11 protein-coding genes and 1 tRNA gene are annotated in these 13,888 nt (G+C 68.0%); 4 read left to right on the top strand and 8 right to left on the bottom strand.

Annotated features, from left to right (window positions below; translation table 11 throughout):
- Positions 1-27: 27 nt before the first annotated feature.
- Positions 28-987 (bottom strand): DMT family transporter, encoded by a 960-nt coding sequence (locus STHE_RS06210; RefSeq protein WP_012871719.1) that lies wholly within the window; start codon positions 985-987, stop codon positions 28-30.
- A complete protein-coding gene (locus STHE_RS06205) occupies positions 965-1,951 on the bottom strand; it encodes an ornithine cyclodeaminase family protein (RefSeq protein WP_012871718.1) in 987 nt (328 codons plus the stop codon). The genes STHE_RS06210 and STHE_RS06205 overlap by 23 nt, the downstream gene beginning before the upstream one ends.
- Before the next feature lie 57 nt (positions 1,952-2,008).
- On the opposite strand from STHE_RS06205, the gene STHE_RS06200 reads away from it, so the two are divergent.
- Positions 2,009-3,457: a phytoene desaturase family protein gene (locus STHE_RS06200; protein WP_245534890.1), complete on the top strand. Its 1,449-nt coding sequence runs from the start codon at positions 2,009-2,011 to the stop codon at positions 3,455-3,457.
- Between the two features lie 30 nt (positions 3,458-3,487).
- Here STHE_RS06200 and STHE_RS06195 read toward each other — a convergent pair whose 3' ends face one another.
- Positions 3,488-4,999: a M81 family metallopeptidase gene (locus STHE_RS06195; protein ID WP_012871716.1), complete on the bottom strand. Its 1,512-nt coding sequence runs from the start codon at positions 4,997-4,999 to the stop codon at positions 3,488-3,490.
- 79 nt (positions 5,000-5,078) lie between these two features.
- Complete coding sequence (locus tag STHE_RS06190; protein ID WP_012871715.1) at positions 5,079-5,741, bottom strand: endonuclease III domain-containing protein; 663 nt, start codon at positions 5,739-5,741, stop codon at positions 5,079-5,081.
- A gap of 312 nt (positions 5,742-6,053) precedes the next feature.
- Here STHE_RS06190 and STHE_RS06185 point away from each other — a divergent pair, with 312 nt between their 5' ends.
- On the top strand, positions 6,054-7,985 hold the full coding sequence (locus STHE_RS06185; RefSeq protein WP_012871714.1) for a tetratricopeptide repeat protein: 1,932 nt from the start codon (positions 6,054-6,056) through the stop codon (positions 7,983-7,985).
- Between the two features lie 69 nt (positions 7,986-8,054).
- Here STHE_RS06185 and STHE_RS06180 read toward each other — a convergent pair whose 3' ends face one another.
- From STHE_RS06180 to STHE_RS06165, 4 genes are all read right to left on the bottom strand, one after another.
- A complete protein-coding gene (locus tag STHE_RS06180; protein WP_012871713.1) occupies positions 8,055-8,888 on the bottom strand; it encodes a class I SAM-dependent methyltransferase in 834 nt (277 codons plus the stop codon).
- 25 nt (positions 8,889-8,913) lie between these two features.
- On the bottom strand, positions 8,914-10,044 hold the full coding sequence (locus tag STHE_RS06175) for a flavin-containing monooxygenase (protein WP_012871712.1): 1,131 nt from the start codon (positions 10,042-10,044) through the stop codon (positions 8,914-8,916).
- A gap of 137 nt (positions 10,045-10,181) precedes the next feature.
- Positions 10,182-11,831, bottom strand: coding sequence for a response regulator transcription factor (locus tag STHE_RS06170; RefSeq protein WP_012871711.1), 1,650 nt, complete (start codon positions 11,829-11,831; stop codon positions 10,182-10,184).
- A 279-nt stretch (positions 11,832-12,110) separates the two neighbouring features.
- A tRNA-Asn gene (locus tag STHE_RS06165) sits at positions 12,111-12,185 on the bottom strand.
- Between the two features lie 471 nt (positions 12,186-12,656).
- Between STHE_RS06165 and STHE_RS06160 the strand changes: the two genes are divergently transcribed.
- Together STHE_RS06160 and STHE_RS19540 are read left to right on the top strand one after the other, a co-directional pair.
- Complete coding sequence (locus STHE_RS06160) at positions 12,657-13,664, top strand: ROK family protein (RefSeq protein WP_012871710.1); 1,008 nt, start codon at positions 12,657-12,659, stop codon at positions 13,662-13,664.
- Between the two features lie 99 nt (positions 13,665-13,763).
- Positions 13,764-13,886, top strand: a complete 123-nt coding sequence (locus STHE_RS19540; protein ID WP_012871709.1) for a hypothetical protein — start codon at positions 13,764-13,766, stop codon at positions 13,884-13,886.
- The last annotated feature ends 2 nt before the right edge of the window (positions 13,887-13,888 follow it).

Genomic DNA, 13,888 nt, shown 5'->3' with positions numbered 1-13,888 from the left:
CCGCCAGCAACGTATCTGCGAGGAGCATCAGCGCCCGCCGGTTTCGGCACCGGCGGGCGTCTTCGCGCGTGCGCCCCTCGACGGGTTCAGCGATAGGTAGACCACCGCTCCAAGCACCAGAGCGGCACCGGCGATCTGGGCAGGGTGGAGGTGCTGATCGAGGATCAGCCACGCCAAGGCGATTGCAAACACCGGCTCCACCGTCGCCAGGATCGACGCGGTGCTCGGCCGCAACATGCTCAGCCCCCACGTGTAGAGGGCGACCGGCACCACGGTGACGGCGAGCGCGGGCCAGAGCGCGATCCGCAGGAGCAGCCCGGGCTCCGGGAGCGTCGGTCCGGAGACGAGCAGCTTGACGGGGATGAGGCAGAGCGCGCCGATCCCCATGCCGTAGACCATCACCGTAAGTGGCGGGACCGACTCCATCGCCCGTTTCCCGAAGAGGCTCATGCTGCTGTAGGTCACGGCCGAGAACAGGCCAGCCGCGATGCCTTTCAGGGTCAGTTCACCCGTGCCACGCAGGATGTCCGCGACGAGCACCGCGCCGAGGAGCGTCGCGCCGAGCACGATCGTCGCGGTGCGAGTCATTCGGTATCCAAGGAACAGGTGCTCTCCCAGCGCGACCCAGGCCGGCGCGGTGTAGAGGAGCACCGTCGCGACCGGCACGCTCGACCAGTGGAAGGCGTAGACGAGCGCGACGTAGAACACGCCGAAGCTCACCACTCCGGTGCCGAGGAGGCTGGCGCGGGCGGCGCGCGGCACCCGCAATGCCTCCGGGCGCCGCATGAGTGCATACGCCAATACCACGAGCGCTGCGATGGTGAGGCGGAGTGTCACCATCGTCACACGGTCGGTGCCGCCGCCGTGCAGCAGGATCTCGTACGAGATCCCCAGCGTGCTCCAGAGACTCGCCGCGGCGATCACGGCGAGGGATGGTACCAGCGCGCGGGAGCGGGCCGTGCTGTTAGAGGGTGATCGTCTGGCCACGTCCCGACTGCTCGGCTGCGGTGACCGCGTAGCGGGCGACGATCACGTCTTGCACCGCGTTCCCCACCGACTTGAAGAAAGTCACCTGCTCCGGGTTGGAGCGTCGCTCGGCACTGCCGTTGACGACGTGCCCGAGCTCAACCCTCACCGCGTCGCGGGAGAGGAGGCCGGCATCAATGGCCTTCAACAGGTCGCCAGCCTCGGCCATCGCCGCGTCGACCGCATCCACCACCAGGTAGCTGCGCGCGACGGTTTCGGGCGGAACCTCCTGCATCTCGGGCGTGAAGGCGCCGATGGCGTTGATGTGTGTTCCGGGCCGGATATCAGCGTCGGCGAAGACGGGCTGACGCGCGGTGGTGGCTGTGCAGATCACGTCGGACTCGGCCACGGCGCGGTGCACGTCGTCGACGGGCACCACCTTCTCGGCCAGCGCCGGGTCGTAGGCGCGCAGGCGATCAGCGAACGAGGCGGCGGCGTCGGCGTTCACGTCGAACACGTTGACGCGCTCAATCGGCCGCACGGTAGCGACGGCCCAGGCCTGAGTCACTCCCTGGGCACCGGCGCCGATCACCGTGAGGACGCGGCTGTCGGGGCGAGCCAGCAGGTCGGTGGCCGCGCCCGAGACGGCACCGGTGCGGAGTGCGGTGATGAACGTGCCGTCGAGGAGGGCGAGCGGCTCGCCGGTTTCCGTGCTGGTCAAGAGCACGACGGCGTGGATGGTCGGCTTGCCGCGCTGCGGGTTGCGCGGGAAGACCGAGACAATCTTCACCCCGAGTCCTTCGGCGGACGGGACATGGGCGGGCATGAAGAGCGTCACCCCCTCATGTTCCGGGACTTCGAGTGGGGTCCGCAGCGGTGACTCCGTGCGCCCTGCCGAGAGTTCGGCAAAGACCTGCTTCATCAGGTCGACGGCGGTGCCCATCGGCACCAGTTCCTGCACGTCAGCGGCTGTGAGTACCAACATCCCAGCACCTCCCCGAGACTAGCGTCGCCATGGCGGGCCTAGCCGCAGCAGTGTAGCATGCGGTCGCGGAAGGTGGTGACGATGCGCGACGCGGGCAACGACGCGATTGTGGTCGGCTCAGGGCCGAACGGGCTGGCCGCCGCCATCGTGCTGGCGCGTGCCGGCCGCTCGGTGGTGGTCTACGAGGCTGCGACCACCTGGGGCGGCGGTCTGCGCACCGAAGAACTGACTCTGCCGGGATTCCGCCACGACGTGTGCGCGACCTCGCTCCCGCTGGCGGCTGCGTCGCCCTTCTTTCGTGAACTCTCGCTGGACAAGTACGGGATGTCCTGGGTGCACCCGGATGCGCCGCTGGCGCACCCGTTGCACGACGGCACCGCGGTACTTCTCGAGCGGTCGGTGGAGACCACCGCTGCGGGACTCGGGGCGGACGGCACGGCCTGGCAGCGGATCTTCGGCGCTCTCGCGGCGCGGGCGGAGATGCTCGCCCACGACCTGCTCGGACCACTCCGCGTGCCGCGGCACCCGATCGCGCTCGCCCGATTCGGAGCCCTGGGTTTGCTCCCCGCCCGTACGCTGGCGCGCGCGGTCTTTACCGAGGAGCGTGCTCGGGCCCTGTTCGCCGGGCTGGCCGCGCACTCGATGCTCGCGCTCGATCAACCGGTCAGCGCGGCGATTGGTCTCGTCCTCGGGATGTACGCCCACGCCGTCGGCTGGCCGTTCGTCCGCAGTGGCGCACAGGTGCTCGCCGATGCGCTCGTCGCGTGCCTGCGGGGGGCCGGCGGTGAAATCGTGACCGGCCAACCCGTGGTGTCGCTGGACACGCTGCCCGTGGCGCGACAGGTGCTGCTCGACCTGTCGCCTTGCCAGGTGGTGGCGCTTGCCGGGGAGCGGCTGAACCCTGGTGATCGCCGTCGCCTGTGCCGTTACCGGTATGGGCCGGGGGTCTTCAAAGTCGACTGGGCGTTGGACGGTCCGATCCCCTGGCGTGCGCCGGAGTGCCGGCGGGCCGGCGTCGTGCACCTGGGCGGTACGCTGGATGAGATCGCGGCGGCCGAATGGGCGGCGACGCACGGTCGCGTACCGGAGCGGCCCTTCGTACTCCTGGCGCAGCCGTCGCTCTTCGATCCCACCCGAGCACCGGCCGGTCGGCACACGGCGTGGGCCTACTGCCACGTCCCGCACGGCTGCGGGGTGGACATGACCGAGCGCATTGAAGCGCAGGTCGAGCGCTTCGCCCCGGGGTTTCGCGATCGGATCCTGGCCCGCCACACCCGCTCTCCCCGCGAGTTCGAGGCGTATAACCCGAACTACGTGGGTGGGGACATCAACGGCGGCGTTCAGGACCTGCGTCAGCTCTTCACCCGGCCTGTGCCGCGTTGGGACCCGTACCGCACGTCCGACCCAACGCTCTTCATCTGCTCCGCGTCGACACCGCCCGGTGGGGGCGTGCACGGAATGAGTGGTTACCACGCCGCGCGCTCGGCCTTGCGCGCGGCGCGGTGAGGCGGTCTGGTCCCAACGCGTCGCGGCGTACTAGTCCTCGGGGGACCAGGTCGTCTCGGGGTCGAGCGGGTAGATCGGCCGACGCAGCCGCCGGTAGTCGAAGCGCTCAAGGCGCGGGCTGCTAATGCCGGGCGCATCGACCTCGATGACCTTGGTGGCGATCGGTTCAAAGGCGGCGCGGAAGTGCGCGGCGCTCTTCAGTACCAGGATGCGACGCTGGGTCGGCTCAATCCCGAAACAGCGGAAGAAATTGAGGTCATGGGGATGGCCGCGCAGTTCCGTGAGCTGTAGCTCGATGCCGTCCGGACCGCCGATCTCAAGCACGACCGTCTTCCCCCGGCTGGCATAGGTCCCTGCGCCCATAGGGCCAAGGATCGGGAAGCGGCCCTCATGGATGAGGCGCACGCGGCCGGTGACCTCGACTGGCTCGCCGTGGTACTTGTCGTGTTTGCCGCCGACCGAGAGCGTGACGGTCGCGCCGACGCCCGCCTCGATGCAGGCCGCCACCGCCTCCGGATCCATGATCTGAGCCACCGCAGCCGAGCGGGCATTCGCTTCCAACAGCCCGCGGAGGACGGCGGTGCCGTCCCCGGCCGTGCCGCTCGCGCCCGAGTCGGCGATATCCGCCAGGACGTAGACGCTCCCCGGTTCCCCGGCCATGGCCTCGGCGATGGCGTCCGCGATCGGGGTCGGGTGGATAGTGAAGTCGTCGCGCAGGTCCCAGCAGATACGGGCCAACTCCGTGGCGTAGCGCCGGGCGAGTGCCGGGTCACCGTCGGTCACGACGATCGTGGCGACGCCGGCGAAGGGCACGTCGGCGAAGGGGAACCCGCCCAGCACCGTTGCGGCGAGGACACCCGGCTCCTGCTCGATCTCGCGAGCGCGATCAATCGCCGTCTTGAGCGGGGACTGCCAGGTCGTCACCATCGACTGGTTCGGCGCGATGAGGGGCAGGCGGACGTGCGCCATTGTGGGCCGCGCCTCGCCACGGATAGCTGCCAGGAGGATGCGCATGGCGTGCGCGCCGGTCTCGGGCGTGTCGATGTGCGGATAGTGCTTGTAACCGACGAATGCGTCGGCTCCCGCCATCATGGCGCCGGATAGGTTGGTGTGGAGGTCCAGCGGTGCGACGATGGGCACATTCGGTCCGACGAGTTCGCGCACGGCCGCGATCAGCGGTCCCTCGCCGTCGTCCTCATCTTCGAGCGCCATCGCGCCGTGGATGCCGAGCAGGACGCCGTCGACCGGCAGCGCCGCGCGGATGCCGTCGAGGATTTCCTGCTTCAGAGTCTCGAACGCGTGGCGGGTGACCCGTCCGCCCGGCACCGCGTGGGCGTACGTGGTCGGAATCAACTCCACGCCCTGGCGCCTGGCCTCGGCAACGATGCCGCCGTAGATGGTTCCAGTCCCGTCGAGGTCCAGAATCTCCTGCCCCCGATGGATGCCGCTCGACCCGGTCTGGAAGTCCTCCAGCGTGGTCGGCTGCCACTGGAATGTGTTCGTCTCCTGCGCGATGCCTCCGGTGACGATCCGGATCGCCATCTCACCCCCGCTTCCGTCCTGTCGTGTGCCGTCGAACGGAAGCAGTATCGTGCGCGGTGGCGGATGTGGCAAGGGCGGTTCAGCGGTGCGACGTCACCCCTACCTGCCGGCACATCGGTAGCACGGGGCAAGTCGAGCAGTGCGGCCGGTCGCCGGTGCAGACATGCTTCCCGAAGGGCACCAAGAGGCGGTTGATTTCGACCCAATACCGCTCAGGAAGGTGGGCCTCCAGCGCTGCGGTCGTCTGCGCTGGTGTCCTCGTCTGGACATACCCCCAGCGGTTGGTGACGCGGTGGACATGGACATCCACGCTGATCCAGGGCTCTCCACAGGCGATCCCGAGCGCCAGGTGTGCGCACTTCGGTCCGACGCCGTTGAAGCCGAGCAGGAGCTCTCGGTCGCAAGGCAAGGTGCCGCCGTGCTCCTCGACGGTCGCCCTGGCGATGGCGTGGATCTGCCGCGCCTTGGGCTCGGCGAAGGACACCGTACGGATGAGTTCCTCAAGGTCCCCAATGGGAAGATCCGCCACGGCGGCCGGAGTCGGCGCGGCGGCGAAGAGTCGACGGGCAGTTGGGAGGGTCACCTCGTCATAGGTGCGGATCGAAAGGATGCAGGCCACGACCTGCTCGAACAGGGAGCGGTGGCCCTCGTCTGCCAGCGCGAAGAGCGCCGCCGGCGGGAAGTCGCGAACGGCCTGGCGGACGCGATCGATGGCGACGTCGATGTCGAACGGTTCTTTCATGCATTCTCCTGTCCCTTCCCCCGATCACGAGAATGGCAAGATTCGCGCCCCGGAGGGCGGGATCTCGCCGACCACCGGCGGACGACCCGGCCGTATCCGCCCTGCTGAGCCCGGCGCAGGCGGTCATGGGAACAGGCCGGGTTCGGCGGCGGCACGGCACGGGTGGTGCGCGCCGGGTGAGAGCGCACGATGCCGATTGCGTGCTGGATGGTTGCACAGTCGCGGAGCCACGGACCGGAGGTGGCTGACTGTCACCGGCCTGACTGGTACAGTTTTCGCATTGGCAGCGACAGGCGCATGGGGAGGTATCGAATGGCCAAGCGCAAGCGGAGCAAGCGGCCCGCGGAGGCGGTTCGGCGGCCGCCACCCAGGGAGCTCGACCAGGTCCGGGAACTGCTCGAGCAGCAGGACTATGCTAGTGCTCGTGAGCAGCTACTTGACCTGGCCGACCGGCCCAATCCCCACCCGATGGTCCTTCAGGCGCTGGCGTCGGTCGCTCAGGCACTCGAAGATTGGCGCAGTTATCTCCTCGCCCTGGAGTCGTGGCATCGACAGCAGCCGAACGATGCTGACGTGACCCTGGCGCTGGGCGATGCCTACATGAGGAACCTGCGCCCGGTGCTTGCCCTCCGAACCTTCGAATCCTTCCAGCAGCGCTGGCCGGATCATCCCCAGGTGCCAGAGGTTGAACAGGTCCTCATGCAGCTCCGACCGTCGGTCGACGAAATGCTTGCCGAGGCAGGTCTAAGCGGCGAGGAAGGGTTGCAGCTCGCTGCACTCCACGAAGAGATCCAGTCGCTGATGGATCAGGGGCGGACGAGCGAGGCCCGGGCGACGGCGCAGAAGTTCCTCAAGCGGTGGCCTGATTTTGTGCCGGTGCTGAACAACCTGACGCTGGTCCTGACGGTCGAGGGGGCCTATGACCAGGCGATCGCGACCGCCCGACGTGCCCTGGAGATCGATCCCGAGAACGTCCACGCACGTGGCAACCTGATCCGCGTCTTGATGATGACGGGCCAGGTGGAGAAGGCCCGGTCCGAGGCTGATCGCCTGGCGCTGGTTGAAGACGTTCGAGACGACCAGTGGCTCAAGTTGGCGGAGGCGTTCAGCTTCGTCGGGTACGACGAGCGCGTGCTCGACGTGTATGAGCGCGCGGAGGCAGCACGCGCGCTCGGCATGCCAGGGGGTGCGTACATCTGCCACCTGGCCGCGGTGGCAGCGATGAACCGCGGCGACGAGCAGCGAGCGCGGCAGTTGTGGGAACGGGCATTGAAGCTCGACCCCGGCATGCATTCCGCCCGGGAGAATCTCGCGGACTTGAGCCGGCCCGTCGGCCAGCGGCACGCGCCGTGGCCCTTCGAGTTGCGCAACTGGGTTTCCGAGCGGGTCATGGAGAACCTGTTGTCGGGCTTTACGGCGGCGGTGATCGCGGGTGACGAGGACCGTCTTGCCCGCGCAGTTCGGCGGATGCTGCGGCAGAGCCCGGAATTGAAGGCCGTGGTTCCGATCCTCCTCGAACGGGGGGACTCGGCCGGTCGGACGCTGGCGGTGCAGATCGCCGCATACTCGGAGGATCCGACTCTGCTCGAAGCGCTGCATCAGTTCGCCCTGTCCCAGCGCGGAACGGACACGCTGCGCCAGCAGGCGATCACGGCGGTGCAGGATGCCGGTCTCCTGAAACCGGGCCAGACATTCGACATGTGGATCGATGGGGAATGGACCACCGTGCAGGCGCAGGGCTTCGAGCTCCACGAGGAACCGCTCGAGGTTGCGCATGCTCCTGAGGTCGAAGCCTGGCTCGCGGAGGCTCGGGCGGCGCTCCAAGCCAGGCAGCCGGAACGGGCGGAGACACTCTTCAAGCAAGCGCTCGAGGTTGAGCCCGGGTCACCGGGCATCCGAACGTACCTGGCGCAGGCCCTCACGCTGCAGAGGCGCTTCGATGAGGCGGAGGCCCTGCTGGAGGCGGTGATGGCCGACAGCCCCGACTACATGTTTGCAACGCTTGGACTCGCGCAGGTTCGTATCGAGCAGGGGCGGTACTCCGACGCTCGCGCGATGTTGCTACCGCTGCTCAGCCGGACCCGCTACCACGTCGACGAGTACGTGGCGCTCGGGTCGCTGATGATCCATCTGTCGCTGGTTGAGCGCAAGAAAGAGGATGCACGCCGGTGGGCCGCAACCCTTGAGCGCGTCATGCCGGATCACCCCATGGTGCAGAAGCTGGCGGAACTCGCTCGACGCTGACCAGGGCGCCGCGCCGTGAGCTCATGATCACCGCACGGTGCGGCGCCCTGTTGTCGTCCGCCGGTTCCCTTACTTCGTGCCGATCCCGATGTGCACCGGGTTGGTCAGTGTGGCTGGGCCACTCCCTCCGGCCCGGGCGCGGATCAGCGTTTCGAGACGGTCGATAACCGCTTCGCGCTCCACGCTCGTGAGTTCCAGGCCGTCGATCAGGGCCGGCGCGATCGGGTTGCTCCAGATGACCCAGTCCCAGAGCTCGGCGCCGTCCTGAAACTCGGTGGCCTCGGTCACGGTGGACACCGTGACCTCAGTGAGACCGGCGTCGACCAGTTCCCGGTGGAGGCGGGCAGGGTCCTGCAACTGGAAGGGCAGTGGCGTGGGATCGGCGGGCGGGCCGGTGAAGTCGGGACGGACCGCCTGGATACCGCGGATCAGGAACGTCAAGAAGTCGATCGCATGAGGGTCGCCGTACGAGACCATCAGAACCCGCCCGCCACGGCGGGCAACCCGGGCCAGTTCGTGCACTCCCCGCGGCATGTCGGGGAAGAGCATGACGCCGAACTGGGACCCTGCCACATCGAAGCTGTCATCGTCGATCGCGAGCGCCTGACCGTCCATCACCTGCGTCTCGATGGCGAGCCCCTCACGGTGTGCCCGCTCTTGCAGGAGCGTGAGCATGACCGGGGACAGGTCCACAGCGACGACGCTCGCGCCGATTCGCGCGGCCGGAACGCTGAGCGCCCCGCTGCCGGAAGCGACGTCGAGGAAGCGCGTGCCGGGGCTCAGTCCGGCGCGACGGAGCGCCTCGGCTCCGAGTGCCATCTGCGTGCGGGTGTTGGTCCGGTCGTAGCCAGGGGCGATGCGATCCCATTCGGCTCGGGTCTGCGCGATGTCCTGGGAAACCATGGAAATGGTCCTCTCAACGTTGTTCTCAGGCAGCCGCCAGGGCCGGTTCCTCGGCAGACACAGGTGCGCGACTTCGAGCTCGTGCGGCGACCGCGTCTCCGATGCGAGCGGCATCCCGACCGACGCCATGGATCATGACGGACGATGCCGCGGAAAGGAACTCCAGCCCGACGAAGTAGAGGCCCGGTTCGCTGGGCACGATTCCCTCGTCGTGCGCGGGACGGCCATCCTGCAGCACCGGAAGGTCAATCCACGAGAAGCCCGGGTGGAAACCGGTGCACCAGATGACGTTCGCCACGTCGAGGACGCGGCCGTCTTCCAGGCGGGGGCGACCTTCCTGCACCCCACTGACTCGCGGCACGCGCATGATCCCCGCGGCCGCCAGGTCCTCGCCCTTGAGGCGGATGAGTGGTCCGCCGTGACCGGCGAGCTTCGCACGGAAGCGGCGGCCAAGGGGCGATCGGAGGGTGAGGACACGGTGGAACAGCACGCGGAGGACGAAGCGGACGAGCCCGAGCCGCGCTGCCCGCCCGTCGATCCGGAAGGGGAGTTGGCCGGTGCTCCGCCCGGAGAGCCACGTTGGGTGCTCCCGCGCGACTTCGATGGCGATCTCCGCGCCCGAGTTGCCTGCCCCGACGACGAGGACGCCACCGTTCTGGAGTTGGCCGGGGTTGCGGTAGTCGATCGAGTGTACCTGGACGATGTCCGGCGCGAGGTCGCGGGCGAACTCGGGCACACGAGGCTGCTGGTAGTTGCTCATCGCGACGACGACCTGCTCGGCATGCAACGTCCGATCGCCTGCCGTCACCACGAACCCGCTTTCGTCCCGTGAGAGCCGATCCACCCGCGTTCCAGTGCGGACCGGCAGTGCGAATCGCTGAGCGTAGGTTTCGAGGTAGTCGGCCATCTCGTCCTTGGTGATGAAGGCATGGTTCGGCGCCGGGACACGCATCCCCGGGAGTGCGTCGAACTGTGCCGGGGTGAACAGGCGGAGGGAGTCCCACCGCTTGCGCCAGGAATCGCCGACCCGCTCGTTGGCGTCGAGGATCACGAACGGCAGGCCGTGGCGAGCCAGGTGATACCCGACGGCGAGGCCCGCCTGACCACCGCCGATGACGATCGTCTGCAGCCGCTCTGGATCGCGCTGAACGGTCATGGGTCACCTCCCTGAGACATCCGACTGATGGAGCCGGGAGAGTCCTTTCGTCGTGCATGTCTCAGGGTAAGTGCGCGTTGACCTGCGCCGCATCGGGCGGGATACCCAACTCTGCGTAACGACCGCGATGGGTGATTCTATGTAGACGGGGACACGATGCCGTGTTCGTAGGCGTACGCCGTGGCTGCCGCTCGCGACGAGAGATCGAGCTTGGTGAAGATGTTGCTGATGTGGCGCGCGACCGTCTTCTCGCTGATGAACAGGTCTTCGGCGATCGCGCGATTGGTCTTGCCCTCGGCCACGAGACGGAGCACCTCCACCTCGCGCGCGGTCAGTCCCGCCGTGGGTGCGGTCGGATGCGTCCGGGACAAAGCCTCGACACGGGCCACATCGGGCGCGGCGCCGAGCTGGCTGAAGGACCAGCGCGCCGCATCCAGCTCGATCCTCGCCGTCTCTTCGTCCCCGAGCTCCCTGCAGGCGAGCGCGATCAGCACGCGGGTACGTGCGCCCTCGTACGGGGCCTCGATCTCCTGCCAGGCAGCCCAGGCTCGCCTCAGTGCGGCGAGTGCGGCCTGGGCCACGCCCTCACAGAGGAGGACTGCCCCGGCGGCGTGGGCTGCCTGGGCGTGCAGCAGGGGCGCGTCGAGAGCGCTGGCGATCTGAGCAAGCTCATCGGCGGCTAACCGCGCCGCGGCGAGGTCGTCCACGGCGAGCATGATGTCGACGTAGGCAGGGAGCAGCTCGGAGCGGGCGAGCCGGTCGCGCGTCTCGTCGACGGCGCGGCGAATCGAGGCCGCGGCGACGTCGTGTTTCCCCTGGGACAGCCGCAAGAGTGCCAGGCCCGGCTCGAGCCGTCGTCCCCACTGGCTCGCACTGAGGTAGGCTTCCTCGGCCTGAGTGAACTCACCTCGCAGCCGGTGAAGGTCGCCCTGCCGGTAGAACGCGGAGCCGGTCGCCGGGTCAGCAGGTATCCGGGCGAACCACTCCTGCGCCCGCTTCACTGCGTCCAGGGCGGCCGGCCATGCGCCGCGCACCTGGAGTATCGCCGCGCGGTAAACGAGGCACTGCCCGCGGTAGGTGATCAGCCCAGGTTGGGACTCCGCCCAGCGGGTCAGTGCTGTTGTCCAGGTGTGGGCCCTTTGGAGGTCGTAGATCTCCTGGCACGCCTCGATCACGCTGCAGTAGACGGTGCCGGTCACGAGCGGGGAAACCTCGCCGGTCGTGACGGCGACCATGACCTCATCGAGCAGCGCTGTGCCATCCGGGATCTTCCCCATCCAGAGCAGGGCCCGTGCTTCTCCCTGGCGGGCGAGGGCCACCAGATCAGGATCGCCAAAGCGCTCTCCAATCTCGGTAGCCTGGCGGAAGCGAGCGAGCGCGCCCGCAGGGTCGCCTGAGGCAGCGTGGCGGAGTGCAGCGGGGAGGAGCAGGTAGCCTCGCTCGACGCAGTCATGGGCGCCAGCGTCGAGCAGCCGCTGTGCGCGAGCGACCCAGCCATTAGCCGCGGCCACATCACGCAGGTCGAGGAGGACGAAGGCGACCCAGAAGGCGCTGCGCGCCGCTCGCACCGGGTCGCCACTCTGGAGGAACTCCCGATGGGCCCGTGCCCAGGCGTTCACACTGTGAGGAAGTTGCCCGACGAGGAAGGCGGCTATGGCAAGCCGCTCCAGGTCGCCTGCCGAGAGCGACGCCTGTTTGTCCGCGGCGGCCAGCGCGTCGTAGGCATCACTCCACGCGCGACTGCTGAAGGACTGCCGGGCCCGTTCGAGTGCGTCGGAACTTGTCATGGGCTCACCACCAGCCGGGACCGCCTGCGAGGTCGTCCGATGAGCGAGTCGCTCAGTCTCAGCGCCGCCATAGTAATGCGTGGTAATGTATGACGCAAATGGCGCACGCTATTGCCAGGATGGCGAGAATCGAGCAATAAGGACCAGTCGTGAAGCCCGAAAGCGCAACAACGCACCTTTGTGACTGGAAAGGCAATGGCTTTGACGGGATGATGGTCGGCGGCGCGGAACTGCAGCAGGGGGCAGAAACAATAAGCGGGAGGACCTGTGTCCTCCCGTTGGCTCCCCGAGAAGGATTCGAACCTTCAACCTTGCGGTTAACAGCCGCCTGCTCTACCGTTGAGCTATCGGGGAACGTCGACAGCTTCAATTGCCGCCCAGGAGTTTAGCACGGAACGGCGATGGATGCAACCGTGAACGGCCCGCGTACGCGCGCAACGCGACCGGGCAGCGACCCCTTCAGGTGGTGCGGTTCCCACGAGTCATTTGGGTCATAAGGAGGCGGGCGTTCGATGTGCCAGAGCAGACCACGGCGCCACGGCTGGTCCGGGAGAGCGAGATCGCGGTAACGTGGCCATTGCGATCCGCGTCCTGACTTGAAGCCGCCCGTAGGGACTACGGGCGAGAGCTACCGTGGAGTCCGGTGTGCTGACGAGGCGCCCAGGTGACTCGGAACGCCTGCGCCGGGGCGTGGATGGCCGCCTGGTGTTCGTGCATTTCCGCACAAATGGCGAGAGCCGTGTTAGAATGGGGCACCGGCCACGACCCGGGTCGGAGGTGCACCGGTACACTGACGGCGTGAACGGCAGGCCGAGGAGGTAGCGGGTGGAACAGGCCCAACTCCCGGGGCAGTGGGGCGTGCTCCCCTGCGACAAGCGTTTCGTGCTTGGGGTGGAGATCGCCGGTCGTGGCCAGCGCGTGGTGCTGGCCGAACCGTCGGGGCGCATCGTGGCCGAAGCCCACTCCATCGATGCCTCGGCTCCTGCGCCGGTCGTCGTGGATACGGTTCGGGGCCTAATCGACCAGGCTTGCAGTTCGATCCAGGCAGACCTCTCGGACATTGCGCGGATCGGGATCGCCTTTGGCGGACCAGTGGACGCCGCGCGCGGGGTGACGCTTTTGTCGCACCGGGCACCGGGCTTTGAAAACTTTCCCCTGGTCAACCTGCTGGAGGAGGCGGTCGGGATCCCGAGCGTGCTTGAGAACGATGCTCGGGCCGCTGCCGTAGGCGAAGCCAGCTACGGGGCAGCCCGTGGATGCGCCGATGTGGTCTACGTCCACCTGGGTGCGGGCGTCGGCGGCGGGATCATCGTCGACGGCCGCCTGGTTCACGGCGGCAGCGGGACGGCGGGCGAGATCGGGCACATGGTCGTTTCGGTCGGCGGACCGATCTGCTCCTGCGGCAAGCCCGGCCATCTGGAGGCCTATGCATCGGCTCCGGCGATCGTCAACAACTTTCGAGAACGGCTGAGAACCGCCCGGCGTGAGGTGATCGACTCATGGTCGGCGCCGGGGGCGATCACCGTCGGCGCGATCTTCCAGCGGGCACGGGCCGGGGACGAGATCGCCCGGGAGGTCGTCACCGAGACGGTGCGGGTGCTCGGGCTGGCGATCGCCAATCTGATCACCGTGTTGAACCCGGCGGCGGTGATTGTGGGTGGCCCGGTGGCCGAGGTCGGGGAGTTACTGATGGATCCTCTGGGTGCGCGGGTGCGCCAGTATTCGTACCCGGCATCGGTGCGCCGCCTGCGGCTCTCCACCGCGCAGTTCCGGGGCGACTCCGCTATCCTCGGTGCGGTTGCGCTTGCGCTGCGGGGGGACCAGGTGGGTTAGCGCCCCTGCCTTCCTCTGGTCTGTCCCTGACGCGTTGCCTGATCCACGAGAACGCATGTACACTTTGCACTTGTGGCCTTGGTGATGGGAGGAATGGCCATGTCGAGCGTGCGTCTCAGCGAGGAGCATCTCACCTATCTGTTGTTCCTGCTGCGCAACTCCGCCAAACCGATGACGACCGATGACCTCGTCCGCGCGCTGCGGGAGCGGTTGAGCCGCTAGCC

The organism is Sphaerobacter thermophilus DSM 20745 (assembly GCF_000024985.1).
Classification (GTDB): domain Bacteria; phylum Chloroflexota; class Chloroflexia; order Thermomicrobiales; family Thermomicrobiaceae; genus Sphaerobacter; species Sphaerobacter thermophilus.
The sequence above is the reverse complement of the archived record's forward strand: the minus strand, read 5'-3'. Positions and strand labels throughout refer to the sequence as shown.